The organism is Pseudomonas nitroreducens TX1, from assembly GCF_000313755.1.
GTDB classification, from domain to species: domain Bacteria; phylum Pseudomonadota; class Gammaproteobacteria; order Pseudomonadales; family Pseudomonadaceae; genus Pseudomonas; species Pseudomonas nitroreducens_A.
Genome location: NZ_AMZB01000131.1, coordinates 1 through 18,557, shown reverse-complemented (window position 1 = coordinate 18,557; position 18,557 = coordinate 1). Strand labels below are relative to the sequence as shown.

At 66.6% G+C, this 18,557-nt stretch carries 16 protein-coding genes; 13 read left to right on the top strand and 3 right to left on the bottom strand.

The features are described 5' to 3' along the window. Positions 1–51 precede the first annotated feature (51 nt). Positions 52–657: a phenylacetic acid degradation protein PaaY gene (gene paaY, locus C167_RS0124480; protein ID WP_017520948.1), complete on the bottom strand. Its 606-nt coding sequence runs from the start codon at positions 655–657 to the stop codon at positions 52–54. A gap of 374 nt (positions 658–1,031) precedes the next feature. Here paaY and paaF point away from each other — a divergent pair, with 374 nt between their 5' ends. From paaF to paaZ, 13 genes are all read left to right on the top strand, one after another. Then, positions 1,032–1,805 carry a 2,3-dehydroadipyl-CoA hydratase PaaF gene (gene paaF, locus C167_RS0124475; RefSeq protein ID WP_017520947.1) on the top strand — a complete coding sequence of 258 codons (774 nt, stop codon included), beginning with the start codon at positions 1,032–1,034 and terminating at the stop codon, positions 1,803–1,805. 51 nt (positions 1,806–1,856) lie between these two features. Beyond that, on the top strand, positions 1,857–2,648 hold the full coding sequence (gene paaG / locus C167_RS0124470; protein ID WP_017520946.1) for a 2-(1,2-epoxy-1,2-dihydrophenyl)acetyl-CoA isomerase PaaG: 792 nt from the start codon (positions 1,857–1,859) through the stop codon (positions 2,646–2,648). 3 nt (positions 2,649–2,651) lie between these two features. Beyond that, complete coding sequence (gene paaH / locus C167_RS0124465; RefSeq protein ID WP_017520945.1) at positions 2,652–4,169, top strand: 3-hydroxyacyl-CoA dehydrogenase PaaH; 1,518 nt, start codon at positions 2,652–2,654, stop codon at positions 4,167–4,169. Then, the gene (paaI, locus tag C167_RS0124460; RefSeq protein ID WP_017520944.1) at positions 4,162–4,602 is read left to right on the top strand and encodes a hydroxyphenylacetyl-CoA thioesterase PaaI; all 441 of its coding nucleotides are present in this window, start codon (positions 4,162–4,164) and stop codon (positions 4,600–4,602) included. The genes paaH and paaI overlap by 8 nt, the downstream gene beginning before the upstream one ends. Next, the gene (pcaF, locus tag C167_RS0124455) at positions 4,599–5,813 is read left to right on the top strand and encodes a 3-oxoadipyl-CoA thiolase (protein ID WP_017520943.1); all 1,215 of its coding nucleotides are present in this window, start codon (positions 4,599–4,601) and stop codon (positions 5,811–5,813) included. The genes paaI and pcaF overlap by 4 nt, the downstream gene beginning before the upstream one ends. Before the next feature lie 173 nt (positions 5,814–5,986). Further along, positions 5,987–7,306: a phenylacetate--CoA ligase PaaK gene (gene paaK, locus C167_RS0124450; protein ID WP_017520942.1), complete on the top strand. Its 1,320-nt coding sequence runs from the start codon at positions 5,987–5,989 to the stop codon at positions 7,304–7,306. A 403-nt stretch (positions 7,307–7,709) separates the two neighbouring features. Then, the gene (locus C167_RS0124445) at positions 7,710–8,063 is read left to right on the top strand and encodes a DUF1428 domain-containing protein (RefSeq protein WP_017520941.1); all 354 of its coding nucleotides are present in this window, start codon (positions 7,710–7,712) and stop codon (positions 8,061–8,063) included. A gap of 428 nt (positions 8,064–8,491) precedes the next feature. After that, a complete protein-coding gene (gene paaA, locus C167_RS0124440; RefSeq protein WP_017520940.1) occupies positions 8,492–9,484 on the top strand; it encodes a 1,2-phenylacetyl-CoA epoxidase subunit PaaA in 993 nt (330 codons plus the stop codon). Positions 9,485–9,504: 20 nt separating this feature from the next. Continuing rightward, entirely contained in the window at positions 9,505–9,786 is a 282-nt protein-coding gene (paaB, locus tag C167_RS0124435; protein ID WP_017520939.1) for a 1,2-phenylacetyl-CoA epoxidase subunit PaaB, read from the top strand. Positions 9,787–9,796: 10 nt separating this feature from the next. Then, positions 9,797–10,558 carry a 1,2-phenylacetyl-CoA epoxidase subunit PaaC gene (gene paaC, locus C167_RS0124430; RefSeq protein ID WP_017520938.1) on the top strand — a complete coding sequence of 254 codons (762 nt, stop codon included), beginning with the start codon at positions 9,797–9,799 and terminating at the stop codon, positions 10,556–10,558. Further along, positions 10,545–11,078, top strand: coding sequence for a 1,2-phenylacetyl-CoA epoxidase subunit PaaD (paaD, locus tag C167_RS0124425; protein WP_017520937.1), 534 nt, complete (start codon positions 10,545–10,547; stop codon positions 11,076–11,078). Before paaC ends, paaD begins: the two co-directional genes overlap by 14 nt. 140 nt (positions 11,079–11,218) lie before the next feature. Beyond that, positions 11,219–12,295 carry a 1,2-phenylacetyl-CoA epoxidase subunit PaaE gene (gene paaE / locus C167_RS0124420; protein WP_017520936.1) on the top strand — a complete coding sequence of 359 codons (1,077 nt, stop codon included), beginning with the start codon at positions 11,219–11,221 and terminating at the stop codon, positions 12,293–12,295. A gap of 364 nt (positions 12,296–12,659) precedes the next feature. Continuing rightward, positions 12,660–14,711 carry a phenylacetic acid degradation bifunctional protein PaaZ gene (gene paaZ / locus C167_RS0124415; RefSeq protein WP_017520935.1) on the top strand — a complete coding sequence of 684 codons (2,052 nt, stop codon included), beginning with the start codon at positions 12,660–12,662 and terminating at the stop codon, positions 14,709–14,711. Positions 14,712–14,828: 117 nt separating this feature from the next. Here paaZ and C167_RS0124410 read toward each other — a convergent pair whose 3' ends face one another. Together C167_RS0124410 and C167_RS0124405 are read right to left on the bottom strand one after the other, a co-directional pair. Further along, positions 14,829–15,791, bottom strand: coding sequence for an alpha/beta hydrolase (locus C167_RS0124410; RefSeq protein WP_017520934.1), 963 nt, complete (start codon positions 15,789–15,791; stop codon positions 14,829–14,831). Further along, positions 15,788–18,557, bottom strand: a 2,770-nt coding sequence (locus C167_RS0124405) for a condensation domain-containing protein (protein WP_026079250.1), incomplete at its 5' end; no start/stop codon positions are given. The genes C167_RS0124405 and C167_RS0124410, both read right to left, overlap by 4 nt.

Below are 18,557 nucleotides of genomic sequence, written 5' to 3'. Positions count from 1 at the left end.
CGACTATACCTGTCCGCCGCATCGCCTGGCCATTGGTGCGAACCCCAGTATTCATGCGCCCTTCCCTGCTTCTGCCTTGGGCCGGAAACCGGAGTCGCCCAGGCGTGGGCGTTCTGCTTCCATCTCCGCCAGCGGCTGGCATTCCACCAGGCCGGCGATGCAGCGCTTGGCCAGGGCCTGGTATTCCTCCGTACCACGGCGCTTCCAGGCGATTTCCTCATCGCTGAGGCTACGCTTGACGCTGGCCGGCGCGCCCATCACCAGGCTTTGCGGAGCGCACTCGAACTTGGCCTTGACGAAGGCCGTGGCTGAAACGATGGAGCGCGGGCCGATCTGCGCATAATCCATCACCACGGCGTTCATGCCGACCAGCGCGTCCTCGCCGATGCGGCAGCCGTGCAGTACCGCACCGTGGCCGATGTGGCCGTTGCGTTCGACGATGGTGTCACTGTCAGGGAAGCCATGCATGACGCAGGTGTCCTGAAGGTTCGCGCCTTCTTCGAGGACGATCCGCCCAAAATCGCCGCGCAGCGCCGCCAGAGGGCCGATATAGCAGCCCGGGCCGACGATGACGTCGCCGATCAACACGGCAGTGGGATGGACATAGGCGGTCGGATGAACGACCGGGCGCACGCCTTCGAGGCTATAGCAGGGCATCGGGTTCTCCTGAGGCGCTGCCGGTCTTTGGCATCACCGCACAAAGCGCTTTGTTCTGTTGTAAATCTTGTATCACATCAAGGCAAGCACATCCAATCTAAATCTGACGTATCACTTCTGTACGTCCTCAACCTGACCGATGATAAGCTCCACAAACCCGATAACACGCTGGATTCAAGACAGATAACAGCCACCCCTGCCACCACGCTTTGGCACCACAAGAAAACTATTAGACACGCTATTAAACTTTTTTGTTGTTTTTTCGTATCACTTCAGGCCTATACTGCGAAAAGGCCGGAGACGGGCAACGCCTGCCTCCCATAATTCCAATACAGCCGGCCAAGCAGCCGCGCGTGCAGCCTGAGGACGATGTCATGCCTCGCACCCTTGCCGTTCAGATGCCTGAAGCGGGCGTCCGCCTGATCACCCTGCAGCGCCCCGAAGCGTTGAACGCCCTGAACACCGAACTGCTCGGCGAACTGGCCGCCGAACTCGACGCCGCCGAGCAGGACAGCGAAACCCGTGCAGTAGTGCTCACCGGCAGCCGCAAGGCCTTCGCCGCCGGCGCCGACATCAAGGAAATGGCCGAGCGCGACCTGGTCGGCATCCTCAACGACCCGCGCGTCGGCTACTGGCAGCGCATCGCCGCCTTCTCCAAACCGCTGATCGCCGCCGTCAACGGCTTCGCCCTGGGGGGCGGCTGCGAGCTGGCGATGCACGCCGACATCCTCGTCGCCGGCGAAGACGCTCGCTTCGGCCAGCCGGAAATCAACCTCGGCATCATGCCTGGGGCCGGCGGCACGCAGCGCCTGCTGCGCGCCGTGGGCAAGCCGCTGGCCATGCAGATGGTGCTCACCGGCGAGGCCATCGACGCCCGCCACGCCCAGCGCGCCGGCCTGGTCAGCGAGATCACCCAACCCGAATTCAGCGTCGAGCGCGCCCTGCAGATCGCCCGCAGCATCGCCGCCAAGGCACCGCTGGCCGTACGCCTGGCCAAGGAAGCGCTGCTCAAGGCCCAGGACACGGACCTCGCCAGCGGCCTGCGCTTCGAACGCCACGCCTTCACCCTGTTGGCCGGCACCGCCGACCGCGATGAAGGCATCCGCGCCTTCCAGGAAAAACGCAAAGCGACCTACCAGGGCCGCTGAGCGTTCGCCCCTTTCTCCCCATTTCTGCCTATTGATGGAGCGAGTCCGCCCATGAACTTCGAGCACATCCTGTTTTCCATCGAGGACGGCGTCGCCCTCCTCAGCCTGAACCGCCCGGAGCAGCTCAACAGCTTCAACGCCGCCATGCACGGCGAAGTGCGCGAGGCGCTCAAGCAGGTCCGACAGAACCCGGAAACCCGCGTCCTGCTGCTGACCGGCGAAGGCCGCGGCTTCTGCGCCGGGCAGGACCTGTCCGACCGCAACGTTGCGCCGGGCGCCGAGATGCCCGACCTGGGCCAGTCCATCGAGCAGTTCTACAACCCGCTGATCCGCACCCTGCGCGACCTGCCGCTGCCGGTCATCTGCGCGGTCAACGGCGTGGCCGCCGGCGCCGGCGCCAACATCCCGCTGGCCTGCGACCTGGTCCTGGCGGCGCGCTCGGCCAGTTTCATCCAGGCCTTCTGCAAGATCGGCCTGATCCCCGATTCCGGCGGCACCTGGACCCTGCCGCGCCTGGTCGGCATGGCCCGCGCCAAGGCGCTCGCACTGCTGGGCAATCGCCTCTCCGCCGAGCAGGCCGAGCAGTGGGGCCTGATCTACCAGGTGGTGGATGACGCCAACCTGCGCGAGGAAGCCCTGAAGCTCGCCCGCCACCTCGCCACCCAGCCGACCTACGGCCTGGCGCTGATCAAGCGCAGCCTCAACGCCAGCCTGAGCAACAGCTTCGACGAGCAGCTGGAGCTGGAGCGCGACCTGCAACGCCTGGCCGGCCGCAGCGAGGACTACCGCGAGGGCGTGTCCGCCTTCATGGAAAAACGCACCCCCAGCTTCAAGGGCCGCTGATCGATGAACGCACTTTCGAAAAACGCCAAAGTCGCGGTGATCGGCGCCGGCGCCATGGGTGCAGGCATCGCCCAGGTCGCCGCGCAGGCCGGCCACCCGGTGAAGCTGCACGATAACCGCCCCGGCGCCGCCGCCCAGGCCATCGACGGCATTGACCGCCAGCTCGGCCGCCTGGTGGAGAAAGGCAAGCTGGGCGCCGAGGAACGTGCCGCCATCGTCGCGCGCCTGCAACCGGTGGAAGCCATCGAGGCGCTGGCCGACTCGAAGCTGGTGATCGAGGCCATCGTCGAGAACCTGGAGCTCAAGCGCGGTCTGTTCCAGCAGCTGGAAACGCTGTGTGGCGAAGACTGCATTCTCGCCAGCAACACCTCTTCGCTGTCCATCACCAGCCTTGCCACCGGCCTCAAGCGCCCACAGCAGGTGGTCGGCATGCACTTTTTCAACCCGGCTCCGCTGATGGCGCTGGTGGAGATCGTCTCCGGCCTCGCCACCGACCCGGCGCTGGCCGACAGCCTCTACGCCACCTCGCTGGCCTGGGGCAAGAAGCCGGTCCACACCAAGTCGACCCCCGGTTTCATCGTCAACCGTGTGGCGCGCCCCTTCTACGCCGAAAGCCTGCGCCTGCTGCAGGAAGGCGCCGCCGACTGCGCCACGCTGGATGCGTTGATGCGCGACGCCGGCGGCTTCCGCATGGGCGCCTTCGAGCTGACCGACCTGATCGGCCATGACGTCAACTACGCCGTCACCTGCTCGGTGTTCGCCGCCTACTACGGCGACTTCCGCTTCCAACCCTCGCTGATCCAGAAGGAGCTGGTGGATGCCGGCCGCCTCGGCCGCAAGAGCGGTCGCGGCTTCTACGACTACGCCGAAGGCGCCGAACGCCCGCAGCCGGCGAGCCTGAGCAGCAGCGCCAGCGTCGCCTCGTGCGTGCTGGAAGGCGACCTGGGCGTTGCCCAGCCGCTGGTGCAACGCCTGAAAAACGCCGGCATCGGGATCACCCAGCGCGCTGGCAACGGCCTGCTGTGCGTCGGCGATGCGGTGATCGCCCTGTCCGATGGCCGCCTCGCCAGCCAGCGCGCCAAGGAAGACGGCCTGCGCAACCTGGTGTTGATCGACCTCGCCCTGGATTACAGCAAGGCCTCGCGCCTGGGCATTTCCTGCTCTGCCGGTACCACACCCGAAGCGCTGGACCAGGCTGTCGCCCTGCTGGCCAGGGCCGGCATCGCCGCCAGCCGCCTGAGCGACACCCCCGGCCTCGCCGTGCTGCGCACCGTCGCCATGCTCGCCAACGAAGGCGCCGATGCGGTGCTGCAGGGTGTCGGCAACGCAGGCGACATCGACCTCGCCATGCAAGCCGGGGTGAACTACCCGCAAGGCCCGCTGGCCTGGGCCGGGCAGATCGGCATCGGCAACGTGCTGCGCGTGCTGGACAACCTGCAGGCCGCCTATGGCGAGGACCGTTATCGCCCGTCCCTGCTGCTGCGCCGCCTGCACGCCGAGGGGAGAACTTTCCATGACTGACGCCACCCAACTGGCCCGCGCCTGCGCCGAGGCCATGTACGAGCGCGACCAGGCCACCCGGCGCATGGGCATCCAGCTGATGGATGCGGGTCCAGGTCGCGCGAAGCTGTCGATGCGCGTGCGCGAGGACATGATCCAGGGCCACGGCACCTGCCACGGCGGCTACCTGTTCGCCCTCGCCGACTCCGCCTTCGCCTTCGCCTGCAACAGCTACAACGACGCCACCGTCGCCATTGGCTGCAGCATCGATTACGTGGCGCCGGCCCGCGAAGGCGACGAGCTGGTCGCCAGCGCCTTCGAGCAGAGCCGCAGCGGCCGTACCGGCAACTACGACGTACGCATCGAAAACCAGCAGGGTCAATTGATCGCCCTGTTCCACGGCAAGTCCTACAAAGTGCGCGGCACCGTGCTGGCGCAGGAGACCTCCGAATGACAGACCTCACTGACGCCCTGATCATCGACGCGGTACGCACGCCGATCGGTCGCTACGCCGGCGCCCTGTCCAGCGTGCGCGCCGACGACCTGGCAGCGATCCCGATGAAGGCCCTGATGCAGCGCCACCCGGAGCTGGACTGGAGCGCCATCGACGACGTGATCTTCGGCTGCGCCAACCAAGCCGGCGAAGACAACCGCAACGTCGCCCACATGGCTTCGCTGCTGGCCGGCCTTCCGGTCACCGTTCCTGGCACCACCCTCAACCGCCTGTGCGGCTCCGGCCTGGACGCCGTGGGCAGCGCCGCCCGCGCCCTGCGCTGCGGCGAGGCCGGACTGATGCTGGCCGGCGGCGTGGAATCGATGTCCCGCGCCCCCTTCGTGATGGGCAAGTCCGAGCAGGCCTTCGGCCGCAGCGCGGAAATCTTCGACACCACCATCGGCTGGCGCTTCGTCAACACACTGATGAAGCAGCAATTCGGCATCGACTCCATGCCCGAGACGGCCGAGAACGTCGCCGAGCAGTTCAACATCAGCCGCGCCGACCAGGACGCCTTCGCCCTGCGCAGCCAGCACAAGGCCGCCGCCGCACAGGCCAATGGCCGACTGGCGAAGGAAATCGTTCCGGTGGCAATCCCCCAGCGCAAAGGCCCGGCCAAGGTCGTCGAGCAGGATGAACACCCGCGCGGCGACACCACCCTGGAGCAGTTGGCCAGGCTCGCCACGCCGTTCCGCGAAGGCGGAAGCGTCACCGCCGGCAACGCCTCGGGCGTCAACGACGGCGCCTGCGCCCTGCTGATGGCGACCCCGGCTGCCGCCGCGCGCCACGGCCTGAAGGCCCGCGCCCGCGTCGTCGCCATGGCCACCGCAGGCGTCGAACCGCGCATCATGGGTATCGGCCCGGTACCGGCGACCCGCAAGGTGCTGGAACTGGCCGGCCTGTCACTGGCCGACATGGACGTGATCGAACTGAATGAAGCCTTCGCCGCCCAGGGCCTTGCAGTCCTGCGCGAACTGGGCCTCGCCGACGACGACGCGCGGGTGAACCCCAACGGCGGCGCCATCGCCCTTGGCCACCCGCTGGGCATGAGCGGTGCGCGCCTGGTCACCACCGCCCTGCATGAACTGGAGGAGCGCGGCGGCCGCTACGCCCTGTGCACCATGTGCATCGGCGTCGGCCAGGGCATCGCCCTGATCATCGAACGGATCTGAACCCACGGAAGGCTCGCACCTCGCACCGCCAGTCGCGAAAGCCGCCGTCTGGCAGGCAGAGCAACGTCTCTGACAGGGGTTCGAAACTTTCCGCGAACGGGGGCGTTATCCTGCTCCCATGACACTCGCAGCCCGCACGCGGGCTGGCGTACAAGAACAAATCGAGTGAACCCATGAACATGTACCATGATGCCGAACGTGCCCTGCTTGACCCGATGGAAACCGCCAGTGTCGACGCGCTGCGCCAGCACCAGCTGGAGCGCCTGCGCTGGAGCCTCAAGCATGCCTACGACAACGTCCCGTTGTACCAGAAGCGCTTTGCCGAAGCCGGTGTACACCCGGACGACCTGACCTCCCTCGACGACCTGGCGAAATTCCCCTTCACCGGCAAGAACGACCTGCGCGACAACTACCCCTACGGCATGTTCGCCGTGCCGCAGAGCGAGATCGTGCGCCTGCACGCGTCCAGCGGCACCACCGGCAAACCCACGGTGGTCGGCTACACGCAGAACGACATCGACACCTGGGCCAATGTGGTGGCGCGCTCCATTCGCGCCGCCGGCGGTCGCAAGGGTGACAAGGTGCATGTGTCCTACGGCTACGGCCTGTTCACCGGCGGCCTGGGCGCTCACTACGGCGCCGAGCGCCTGGGCTGCACCGTGATCCCGATGTCCGGCGGCCAGACCGAGAAGCAGGTCCAGCTGATCCGCGATTTCCAGCCGGACATCATCATGGTCACCCCGTCCTACATGCTCAACATCGCCGACGAGATCGAGCGCCAGGGCGTCGACCCGCACAGCCTCAGGCTGCGCTTGGGCATCTTCGGTGCCGAACCCTGGACGGCCGAACTGCGCCGCGCGGTCGAGGAGCGCATGGGCATCACCGCGCTGGATATCTACGGCCTCTCGGAAATCATGGGCCCGGGCGTCGCCATGGAATGCGCCGAGACCAAGGACGGCCCGACCGTCTGGGAAGACCACTTCTACCCCGAGATCATCGACCCGGCGACCGGCGCCGTGCTGCCTGACGGTCAATACGGCGAGCTGGTGTTCACCTCACTGTCCAAGGAAGCGCTGCCGATGATCCGCTACCGCACCCGCGACCTGACCCGCCTGCTGCCGGGCACCGCGCGACCGATGCGACGGATCGACAAGATCACCGGTCGCAGCGACGACATGCTGATCATCCGTGGCGTCAACGTCTTCCCGACCCAGGTCGAGGAACAGGTGCTGAAGATCAAGCAGCTCGCCGAGTGCTACGAGATCCACCTGCACCGCAACGGCAATCTCGACTGCATCGACGTCCACGTCGAACTGCGCCACGACCTGCAGGCGCTCTCGGCGGACGAGCAGAAGGCCATCGGCAGCGAGCTGGGCAAGCAGATCAAGACCCATATCGGCGTCAGCGCGCGGGTGCTGGTGCAACCTTCCCACAGCCTCAAGCGCTCGGAAGGCAAGGCCTGCCACGTGTACGACAACCGGCCCAAGGGCTGATTGGCCCGCGTCATCAAAAAGCCCCGCTTCGGCGGGGCTTTTTGCTTTTCCGCTTTTTGTAGGAGCGAGCTTGCTCGCGAACCCGCCCAACTTCGTCGCCATTTATTGCACCGTCTCCCCAGCCCTCTCCCTGAAGGGAGAGGGGGCCGGTACGGCGTGAATCGACAAGGAATGAGCTCGCCTGCTGGCAAGCCCTTCAAGCGGACAGGACTGCACCATCGGGCGAGCTGGCACGAATACTCCCTCTCCCTTCAGGGAGAGGGAGCGCCAGCTTCGGAATGCCCCGCCACACCGACCGCCCGTCGCCAAACCCTGCCAATTTGTCGATCCCCCACCCCGCCCTTCGACTATCCCTCAAAGGCAGGCGGCATCCGGCCGTCCGTCCACCCGCAGGAGATGAACGATGAACTATGTCGATGGCTTCCTCGTACCGGTGCCCACCGCCAGCCGCGAGCGCTACATAGAGGTGGCACGCAAGGCGGCGGCGATGTTCAGGGAATATGGCGCGCTCAGCGTCGTCGAGTGCTGGGGTAACGACGTGCCCGAGGGCAAGGTGACCTCCTTCCCCATGGCAGTGAAGCTCAAGGAGGATGAAACCGTGGTGTTCTCCTGGATCACCTGGCCCAGCAAGGAGGCGCGGGACACGGGCATGAAGAAGTTCATGGAAGACCCACGGATGAAGACCGAATTCAGCGACATGCCCTTCGACGGGCAGCGCATGATCTTCGGTGGCTTCGAGGTCATCGTCCAAGCCTGACGCCCGCACCGCCCCGCTCCTCGTAGGAGCGGACCTTGTCCGCGAATCCTATCAAGGCCTGGACAGGAGCCTTCGCGGATAAGATCCGCTCCTACGAAAGCGCCCGACAAACTAGCCCAAATCAACATAAATCGATCACTTTGCGTATCACTTCGTCGCATTCCCGCTCCATTCCCGTCCGTCTTCATTGCCCGGCGACAGCACAAGCAATGCCTGCATATTTGTCTTTATTTCTACGCAAATTCTCGAATTATCTCGGAGATAATTAGCCTTTTCTTGTGCAAACGAACGCCTCCATATCCGCCAAAGCGAGACAAAATCCATTTACGACACATCATTTAGTATTAGACATTCATTTCTGTATCATTTAAAACTACGGCCATGGCCAAGGCCGTCCCACGAACACGACAAAAGGCTGGAGACACAGCATGTACGCACAACTGGTTGAGACCGGCGTGAAGCGCATCAAGGCGCTGGACGAGATGTCGCCGGAAGAACGCGCCTTCCAGGAAAAGATCGATGCCGAGATCAAGATCGAAGCGAAGAACTGGATGCCCGACGCCTACCGCCAGACGCTGATCCGGCAGATTTCCCAGCACGCCCACTCCGAGATCGTCGGCATGCTGCCCGAGGGCAACTGGGTCACCCGAGCGCCGACCTTGAAGCGCAAGCTGCAGCTGATGGCCAAGATCCAGGACGAAGCCGGCCACGGCCTCTACCTCTACAGCGCCATGGAAACCCTGGGCGCCGACCGCGACACCGAGATCGCCAAGCTGCATTCGGGCAAGGCCAAGTATTCGAGCATCTTCAACTACCCGACGCTGAACTGGGCCGACATGGGCGCGGTGGGCTGGCTGGTGGATGGCGCGGCGATCGTCAACCAGGTGGTGCTGCAGCGCACCTCCTACGGCCCGTACTCGCGCGCCATGATCCGCATCTGCAAGGAAGAGAGCTTCCACCAGCGCCAGGGCTACGAAATCCTCCTGACCATGATGCGTCATGGCAACCAGGCGCAGAAGGACATGGTCCAGGACGCCATCAACCGCCTCTGGTGGCCGGCCCTGATGATGTTCGGCCCCAGCGACGCGGATTCCCCCAACAGCGCCCAGTCCATGGCCTGGAAGATCAAGCGCCAGAGCAACGACGAACTGCGCCAGCGCTTCATCGACCAGACCGTGCCGCAACTGGAGCTGCTCGGCTGCACCGCCCCGGACCCGCACCTGAAGTGGAACGAGGAACGCGGCCACTACGACTTCGGCGACATCCAGTGGGAAGAGTTCTACGAAGTGCTCAAGGGCAACGGCCCGTGCAACACCGAGCGCGTCGCCACCCGCCGCAAGGCCATCGAAGACGGCGCCTGGGTCCGCGAAGCCGCGGTCGCCTATGCCCGCAAACAACAACAGAAAAAAGACGCTGCCTGAGCCGCGAGGAGAGAAAAGTCATGTCCGAGTGGACCCTTTTTGAAGTGTTTGTCCGCAGCAAGCACGGCCTGAACCACAAGCACGTCGGCAGCGTCCACGCCGCCGACGCCGCCATGGCCATCGAGAACGCCCGCGAGCTGTACACCCGCCGCAACGAGGGCGTGAGCCTGTGGGTCGTACCCTCCGCGCTGATCACCGCCTCCTCCCCCGACGAGAAGGACCCGCTGTTCGATCCATCGCAGGACAAGGTCTACCGCCACGCCAGCTTCTACGAGCTGCCGCCCGAAGTCGGCCACATGTGAGACGCGTGCGATGAACCCGAACAACGACAAGATCGAATACCTGCTGCGCCTCGCCGACAGCGCCCTGATCCAGGGCCAGCGCCTGTGCGAATGGTGCGGCCACGCCCCGGCGCTGGAAGAAGAACTGGCGCTGATGAACGTCGGCCTCGACCTGGTGGGCCAGGCGCGCAACTGGTACGAGTACGCCGTGGAACTGCTGGACGACGGCCGCGACGCCGACGCCCTGGCCTTCCGCCGCGACGAGCGCGCCTTCCGCAACCTGCTGCTGGTCGAGCAGCCCAACGGCGACTTCGCCGTAACCATGACCAAGCAGTTCCTCTATGACGCCTGGCACTTCCATGTGCTGCACGCGCTGAGCAGCTCCAGCGACGAGCGTGTCAAAGCCATCGCCGCCAAGGGTCTGAAGGAAGTCACCTACCATCTGCGCCGTTCTTCCGAGTGGGTGCAGCGCCTGGGCGACGGTACCGAGCAAAGCCATGCGCGCATGCTCGCGGCGATCCCGCAGGTTTGGCGCTTCACCGTCGAGCTCTGCAATACGGACGAGATCGAGCAGCGCCTGTTCGCCGAAGGTATCGCGCCGAACCCCGAGGAACTGGCTGCCGCGTGGAAATCAAAAGTCGCCGACATCTTCGCCGCCGCGACCCTGCCGGTGCCCGAGCCCGCGGTGAACTTCTACCTCAGCGGCCGCCGCGGCCTGCACACCGAACACCTAGGCATCCTCCTGGCCGAGATGCAGTTCCTCCAGCGGGCCTACCCCGATGCAACCTGGTGAGCTGATTACCAGCGATCGCGGCGCCCGCGCCGGCACGGCTGACGACCTCAGCCGCGCCTGGAGCGTGCTCGGCGCGGTGATGGACCCGGAAGTGCCGGTGGTCAGCGTGGTCGACCTCGGCATCGTGCGCGGGCTCGACTGGCAGGACGGGCACCTGCACGTGGTGGTCACTCCCACCTACTCCGGCTGCCCGGCCACCGAGGTCATCGAGCAGGACATCCAGCACGCCCTGGAACACGCCGGCTTCGCCACGCCGCAACTGGAGCGCCGCCTGAGCCCGGCCTGGACCACCGACTGGATCAGCGACGAGGGCCGCAAGGCGCTGCGCGACTACGGCATCGCCCCGCCGGCCGGCAGCACCAGCAAACGCAGTCTGCTCGGCGAGACCCCGGAAGTGCGTTGCCCGCAATGCGGCAGCCTGCACACCGAGCAGCTCAGCCAGTTCGGCTCCACCGCCTGCAAGGCGCTGTACCGCTGCGTCGATTGTCGAGAACCCTTCGATTACTTCAAGTGCATTTAGAAGCGGAGAAACGTCGCGAGCGCAGGCCAGGCAAGGCGAAAGCGCCTGAGGGAGTGGAGTTGACTGCAGTCAATGAGCATCCCGAAGGAGATTTCAACGCAACATGGGCAAGCGCAGCAGTTTCTCGCCGGAGAAGAACAATGAGCAAGTTCCACAGCCTACGAATCAAGGAAGTGCGCGCCGAAACCCGCGACGCCGTGTCCATCGCCTTCGACGTCCCGGCGGACCTGGCCGACAGCTTCCGCTTCCAGCACGGCCAGCACCTGGTCATGCGCACCCAGCTCGACGGCGAGGAAGTGCGCCGCTCCTACTCCATCTGCAGCGGCGTGAACGACGGCGAGCTGCGCGTGGCCATCAAGCGCGTGCCGGGCGGGCGTTTTTCTGCCTACGCCAACGAGTCGCTGAAGGTCGGCGCCAGCCTGGACGTCATGCCGCCGGCCGGGCACTTCCATGTCGAGCTGGACCCGACGCGCCACGGCAACTACCTGGCGGTCGCCGCCGGCAGCGGCATCACGCCGATCCTGTCGATCGTCAAGACCACCCTGGAAACCGAGCCGAGCAGCCGCGTCACCCTGCTCTACGGCAACCGCTCCAGCAACGCCGCGATGTTCCGCGAACAGCTCGAAGACCTGAAGAACCGCTACCTGCAACGCCTCAACCTGATCTTCGTGTTCAGCCGCGAGCAGCAGGACGTGGACCTCTACAACGGCCGCATCGATGCCGACAAATGCGGCCAGCTGTTCAGCCGCTGGCTCGACGTGAAGAGCCTCGACGCCGCCTTCATCTGCGGCCCGCAAGCAATGACCGAGACCGTGCGCGATCAGCTCAAGGGTAACGGCATGCCGGCCGAGCGCATCCACTTCGAGCTCTTCGCCGCCGCTGGCAGCAGCGAGAAACGCGAAGCTCGCCAGGCCGCCGCCGCGGTCGACAGCGCGAAGAGCCGGATCACCGTCATCAGCGACGGCCGCGAGCTGTCCTTCGAGCTGGCGCGCAACAGCGTCAGCGTGCTCGACGCCGGCAACGAACACGGTGCCGAACTGCCCTACTCCTGCAAGGCCGGCGTGTGCTCGACCTGCAAGTGCAAGGTGGTGTCCGGCGAGGTGGAGATGGACAGCAACTTCGCCCTGGAGGACTACGAAGTTGCTGCCGGCTATGTGCTGAGCTGCCAGGCGTACCCGATCAGCGACAAGGTCGTGCTGGACTTCGACCAGCTCTGATTCATCACCTGTAGGAGCGAGCTTGCTCGCGAACCGCACGCTGCCGTTGCTTCGGTGTGCGCAGAAGGATTCGCGGACAAGGTCCGCTCCTACGGGGTGAGCCCGGCGCGCTTTTCGTAGGAGCGAACTCTGTCCGCGATTCGCCGGCAGAGCCGGCGCCGATCAGTTTCGCGAGCAAGCTCGCGCCTACAAGACACCAACCAGCTCCACCGCCAACGGCCCACAAGGTCTTGGTGGCCCTTATCCGGCGGCTCGTACCGCCACCTGGCTCTTCATATGAAGAATGCGCCGCCGACGCCGACCCGGCGCGGCGGTCACCGGCAGCAGCCGGTCCCCTTGCGTAGCGATCCGGAGGAAGACAACCATGGCCCAAGAGCCAATCCTGCAAAGTTTCATCGGCGGCCGCTGGGTCGGCCAGCACGGCGCCCAGGCGCTGCGTAGCGCGCTCAACGGCCAGACCGTCGCGCGCACCCACGAGGAGGCGCTGGATTTCGCCGAAGCCGTCGCCCATGCCCGCGAGCAGGGCCTGAAAGAACTGATGTCCATGGACTTCCAGCAGCGCGCTCAGCGCCTGAAGGCCCTGGCGCTGTACCTGACCGAGCGCAAGGAACAGCTCTACGAGATTTCCCGCCACAGCGGCGCCACCCGCGCCGACAGCTGGATCGACATCGAAGGCGGCGCCGGTACGCTGTTCGCCTACGCCGGCGTCGGCGGCCGCGAGCTGCCGTCCGGCAACGTGGTCCATGAAGGTCCGGCCATGCCGCTGGGCAAGACCGGCAAGTTCGCCGGCAGCCACATCCTGGTACCGCGCGGCGGCATCGCCGTGCACATCAACGCCTTCAACTTCCCGATCTGGGGGATGCTGGAGAAGTTCGCGCCGAGCTTCCTCGCCGGCATGCCCTGCATCGTCAAACCGGCCACCGCCACCAGCTACATCACCGAAGCCGCCGTGCGCCTGATGCACGAGTCCGGCCTGCTGCCGGCCGGCAGCCTGCAGTTGATCATCGGCGGCACCGGCGACCTGCTGGACCGCTTGCGGGGCCAGGACGTGGTGACCTTCACCGGCTCGGCCGACACCGCCGCCAAGCTGCGCGTGACCCCCAACCTGATCCGTCACTCGGTTCCTTTCAACGCCGAGGCCGATTCGCTCAACTGCGCCATCCTTGCCCCGGACGTCACCCCGGACGATGAAGAATTCGACCTTTTCGTCAAGGAAGTAGCCCGCGAGATGACCGTCAAGGCCGGGCAGAAATGCACCGCCATCCGCCGCGCCATCGTCCCCGCCAAGCATGCCGACGCCGTCGCCGAGCGTCTGCGTGAGCGCCTGGCCAAGGTCGTGGTCGGCGACCCATCGGTGGAAGGCGTGAAGATGGGCGCCCTGGCCTCCCACGCGCAGCAGGCCGATGTCGCCGAGCGCGTGGAAGCCCTGCTGAAATCCAGCGATCTGGTGTTCGGCGCGGAAGATGGCTTCGCCCCCCGTGGCGAGGGCGTCAACGAAGGCGCGTTCTTCGCCCCGACCCTGCTGCGCAGCCGCGACCCGCACGCCGAAGGCGGCGCCCACGACATCGAGGCCTTCGGCCCGGTGACCACCCTGATGGCCTACGACGACATCGATGAAGCCGTCGCGTTGGCCGCGCGCGGCAAGGGCAGCCTGGTGGCCAGCCTGATCACCCGCGACCCGCAGGTCGCGGCGAAAGTCGTTCCGGCCATGGGCGCGCTGCACGGCCGCCTGCACATCCTCGACCGAGAATCCGCCGCCGAATCCACCGGCCACGGCTCGCCGCTGCCGGTGCTCAAGCACGGCGGCCCCGGTCGCGCCGGCGGCGGTGAAGAACTGGGCGGCCTGCGCGCGGTGAAGCACTACCTGCAGCGCACCGCCGTACAGGGTTCGCCAACCATGCTGATGGCCGTCACCGGCGAATACGTGCGCGGCGCCAAGGTCTACGAGACCGAGGTGCACCCGTTCCGCCGCTTCTTCGACGACCTGAAGATCGGCGAATCGCTGCTGACCCATCGCCGCACCGTCACCGAGGCCGACCTGGTGAACTTCGGCTGCCTGTCGGGTGACCACTTCTACATGCACTTCGACGAACTGGCGGCCAAGGACTCGCAGTTCGGCAAGCGCATCGCCCATGGCTACTTCGTGCTCTCGGCGGCGGCCGGCCTGTTCGTCTCCCCCGGCGTCGGCCCGGTGCTGGCCAACTACGGCCTGGACACCCTGCGCTTCATCAACCCGGTGGGCATCGGCGACACCATCCAGGCGCGCCTCACCTGCAAGCGCAAGATCGACCAGGGCAAGAAGAGCCCCAAGGGCGAGCCGCAGGGCGTGGTGGCCTGGGACGTGGAGGTCACCAACCAGCTCGGCGAGCTGGTCGCCAGCTACGACATCCTGACCCTGGTGCTCAAGCGCGCGTGATGCGCTGGGCGTAGCGACTCCAGTGTCCCTCGACCGGCCTTCGGGCCGGTTTTTTATACCCGCGCCCTCGCAGCAGGAGCGCGCTCACTGGCGAGCCGCACTCAAGGCAGAGCCCTGTCACCAGCGCGCCGCAAGAAACTCCGCCACACGCCGGTAATACCCCGCCACCTCTGGCACCAGGTTGCCCATGCGCAGGAAGTCATGGGTCATCCCGCAGCAGCGCTCCGCCTCGACTTCAACGCCCTGCTCCACCAGCGCTCGGGCGTAGGCCAGGCCTTCGTCCAGCAAGGGGTCGAACTCGGCTGCGAGCAGCAGTGCCGGCGCGCTGCCTTGCAGCGCCGCACCGCCATGAATCGGCGAGCAGCGCCAATCACGGCGCTGCGTGACGTCGGGCAGGTATTGTTCGTAGAACCATTCCAGGCTGGCCGTCTCCAGCAGATAACCTTCGGCGAACAACTCCTGGGATTCGCTGCGGGCGCTGGCGTCCGCCGCCGGATAGAACAGCAACTGGGCGCAGGGTTGCCCGGCGCCCTCGCCGGCCAACTCGGCGCAGAGCACGGTAGCCAGCGTGGCCCCCGCACTGTCGCCCCCCACAGCCAGGCGGCGCGGACTCAAGCCGAGACTGGCGGCCGAATCCAGCAGCCAGTTCCAGGCGTCGCGCGCATCGTGGGTAGCGGCCGGGAACGGCGCTTCCGGGGCCAATCGGTAGCCCACCGAAATCACCGAGCAATCGCAGTACGTCGCCAGCAGCCGGCACAAGCCATCGTGGGAATCCAGGCTGCCGACCGTGTAACCACCCCCATGGAAGTAGAGGATCGCCCCGTCGCCAGCCGCAACGGGGCGGTACAGGCGAACCGGCAGTTGCCGGCCTTCGCGCGCCGGGGCCAGCAGTTCCTCCACCGGCATCGACGGCGCGCCGGCCTTGAGCGATTCCGAGGAAGCCTCGAAGTCCTCCCGCGCCTGCTCCACCGGCAGTTCGTGCAGCGCCGGGCGACCCGTGCGGCGGCCGTCGTCGACCATATCCAGGAAGGCGGAAATCTCCGGGTGCAGCATGCCGACCTCATTCATCAATGCGTTCATACCGTGGCCTGCTCCTTGCGCGCGCCGCTTTCCACCTGGGCGCAGCAATGGCCGATCACCCCTTCCAGTTCCATGCGCAGCTGCGCCATCAGCGCCTCAATGCGCGACGGGCGGAACACCCGGCGGCTGAACATGCAGCGCAGGGTCAACTCGCCGTCGTAGACCTGGCCGACGATCTCCAGCCAGTTGTTCATCGGCGTGCTGGCGGCATAGGTGTCGCCGGGCTTTTCCTGCAGCGGCACGAACAGCGCCTGTTCATCGAAGCTCTGGTCGAACTGGCCGAGGTAGTTGAAAGTGACCCGCGGCTCCGCGCGGGCGGCGAGCTGGCGGCGCAGCGCGCTGTCGCCCAGATAACGCAGGGCGCCGTAGCCGATCCCCTTGTCCGGCACCGTGCGCAGCTGCCGGCGGATCGCCGGGATAGCCTGGGCGTAGTCGCCCTGCCCCGGCGTCAGGCGCAGCGGGAACAGGCTGGTGAACCACCCCAGCGTGCGGCTGTGATCGACCGCGTCGAGGATATCCTCGCGGCCATGCCCTTCCAGGCCGATCAGCACCGACTCGCTGTCGCACCATTGGCATAGCGTGCGGCCCAGGGCAGTCAGCAGCAGGTCGTTGATCTGCGTGCGGTAAGCCTCCGGCGCCACCTTCAGCAGGCGCTGGGTCTGCTGGCGGTCCAGCCGCAGGAACAGCTGTTCCAGGTGCGCCATGCGCTCGGCGCCCCGCGGATTGTCGCGCTGCGGCTCCCCCAGGCCCTCGGTTTCGGTCTGCTCCAGCCAGTACGGCAGGTCGGCCTGGGCCAGCTGGCTGTCGGCGTACTCGCGCAGCCCTTCGGCCCAGGCCCGGTAGGTGCTGGTGCGTTCGAAGCGTGGCGCGGGTTCGCCAGTGACCTGCGCGGCGTAGCGCTGTTGCAGCTCCTCCAGCAGGATGCGCCAGGACACGCCGTCCACCCCCAGGTGATGGATCACCAGCAGCAGGCGCTGGGTGCCATCGGCCATGTCGGTGAGCACGCCGCGCAGCAACCGGCCTTCACTGAGGTCCAGGCTGCGCTGCGCCTGGTTGGCGATCAGCAGCGCCTCCTCGGCGTTCGCCGCCTGGCGCTGCCAGAGCAGCGCGCCGGTGATCTCGTTCGCCTCAAGAGTGCGCTGGCGCCACACCCCGTCTGCGCCACAGGCGAAGGACAGGCGCAGGCTGCCGTGTTCGGCCAGCAGGCCTTGCAGCGCCGCTTCCAGCGCATCCGCGTCGAGACGCTGGCGGCACTCCAGCAGCACCGCCTGGTTGAAGTGGTCGGGCTCCTCCAGCTGCTGCTCGAACATCCATTGCTGGATCGGCACCAGGGCGAAGGACTCGCCGTCATCGGCGACCTCCACGGCCGCTGCCGGCGCTACCCCCGCGACGTTTTCCGCGCGCTCCAGCAGGCCGGCGATGGTCTGGTACTGCAGCAGGTCGCGCAGGCGGATTTCCACGCCGTCGCCCAGCGCCTGGCGAGCGCGGGAGACGATCTGCAAACTGAGGATGGAATCGCCGCCCAGGTCGAAGAAGTTGTCGCGGATGCCCACGCGCTCCACCTGCAGCACGTCCTGCCAGATGGCCGCCAGGGCACGCTCGCGCTCATTGCGTGGTGCCTCGTAGGCTTCACCCTGCCAGCTCGGTTCAGGCAGCGCCTTGCGGTCGATCTTGCCGTTGGGCGACAGCGGGAATCGCTCCAGCAGCAGGATCTGCGCCGGCACCATGTAGTCCGGCACCTGCTTGCGGAGGAAGCTGCGTAGCGCGTCGCCTTCCGCTTCACCCACCACGTAGCCGACCAGTTGCTTGCCGCTGATACCGTCGCGGGCGACCACCAGTGCCTCGCTGACCTGCGGGTGATCCTGCAGGCGCGCCTCGATCTCACCCAGTTCGATGCGGAAGCCGCGGATCTTCACCTGGTGGTCGATCCGCCCGACGTAGTCGATCACGCCATCGGCGCGGCCGCGCACCAGGTCGCCGGAGCGGTACAGGCGCCCGCCGTTCGTATCGAACGGATCGGCGACAAAGCGCTCGGCGGTCAGGCCGGCACGCTCGTGGTATCCACGCGCCAGGCCGTCGCCGCCGATGTACAGCTCGCCGGCCACGCCCAGCGGCACCTGGCGCAGTTGCTCGTCGAGGATGTACAGCGTGCGCGCACCGACGCCCTTGCCGATGGGCGCATAGGCGGCATCGCAGGCCGTGGCGCGGTCGGCCTTCCACAGCAGCGGCGTGACCACGGTTTCCGTGGGGCCGTAGCCATTGACCAGGTGTTCGGCGCGCAGCGCGCGTTTGGCCAGTTCGAAGCTGGCATTGGGCACCGCGTCGCCACCGAAGCAGTAGATGCGCACCGGCGGCGGATTGCCGTCACGCAGGGCATGCTCGGCCAGCTGTTGCAGGTAGACCGGCGGGAAGGCCGCGACGCTGACCTGCTTGTCGTGCAACACGCGGTAGGTCTGCTCCGGGGTCCACAGCTCATCGCCGCGCAGCACCAGGCTGCCGCCGTGGACCAGGGTAGTCAGCCAGCGCTCGTGGGCGCCGTCGAAGGCAAAAGACATGAAGTGCAGCTCGCGGGTCGCTGCATCCATCTGGTACAGCTCGCCGATGGCCGCGCAGTGCATGGCCAGCGGGCCGTGGCTCACCGCCACGCCCTTGGGCTTGCCGGTGGAGCCGGAGGTGTAGATCAGGTAGGCGAGGTTTTCCGGCTCCAGGGCCACCACCGGCAGATCACTGTCCCCTGCGCTGAGATCAAGACGGTCCAACTCCAGC

Excerpts from the sequence above, each read along its gene's own strand:
- paaH (WP_017520945.1), top strand. The coding sequence starts at position 2,652 with ATGAACGCACTTTCGAAAAACGCCAAAGTCGCGGTGATCGGCGCCGGC.
- paaA (WP_017520940.1), top strand. The coding sequence starts at position 8,492 with ATGTACGCACAACTGGTTGAGACCGGCGTGAAGCGCATCAAGGCGCTG.
- paaK (WP_017520942.1), top strand. The coding sequence starts at position 5,987 with ATGAACATGTACCATGATGCCGAACGTGCCCTGCTTGACCCGATGGAA.
- paaY (WP_017520948.1), bottom strand. The coding sequence starts at position 657 with ATGCCCTGCTATAGCCTCGAAGGCGTGCGCCCGGTCGTTCATCCGACC.
- paaZ (WP_017520935.1), top strand. The coding sequence starts at position 12,660 with ATGGCCCAAGAGCCAATCCTGCAAAGTTTCATCGGCGGCCGCTGGGTC.
- paaB (WP_017520939.1), top strand. The coding sequence starts at position 9,505 with ATGTCCGAGTGGACCCTTTTTGAAGTGTTTGTCCGCAGCAAGCACGGC.
- paaE (WP_017520936.1), top strand. The coding sequence starts at position 11,219 with ATGAGCAAGTTCCACAGCCTACGAATCAAGGAAGTGCGCGCCGAAACC.
- paaI (WP_017520944.1), top strand. The coding sequence starts at position 4,162 with ATGACTGACGCCACCCAACTGGCCCGCGCCTGCGCCGAGGCCATGTAC.
- pcaF (WP_017520943.1), top strand. The coding sequence starts at position 4,599 with ATGACAGACCTCACTGACGCCCTGATCATCGACGCGGTACGCACGCCG.
- paaD (WP_017520937.1), top strand. The coding sequence starts at position 10,545 with ATGCAACCTGGTGAGCTGATTACCAGCGATCGCGGCGCCCGCGCCGGC.
- C167_RS0124445 (WP_017520941.1), top strand. The coding sequence starts at position 7,710 with ATGAACTATGTCGATGGCTTCCTCGTACCGGTGCCCACCGCCAGCCGC.
- C167_RS0124410 (WP_017520934.1), bottom strand. The coding sequence starts at position 15,791 with ATGAACGCATTGATGAATGAGGTCGGCATGCTGCACCCGGAGATTTCC.
- paaC (WP_017520938.1), top strand. The coding sequence starts at position 9,797 with ATGAACCCGAACAACGACAAGATCGAATACCTGCTGCGCCTCGCCGAC.
- paaF (WP_017520947.1), top strand. The coding sequence starts at position 1,032 with ATGCCTCGCACCCTTGCCGTTCAGATGCCTGAAGCGGGCGTCCGCCTG.
- paaG (WP_017520946.1), top strand. The coding sequence starts at position 1,857 with ATGAACTTCGAGCACATCCTGTTTTCCATCGAGGACGGCGTCGCCCTC.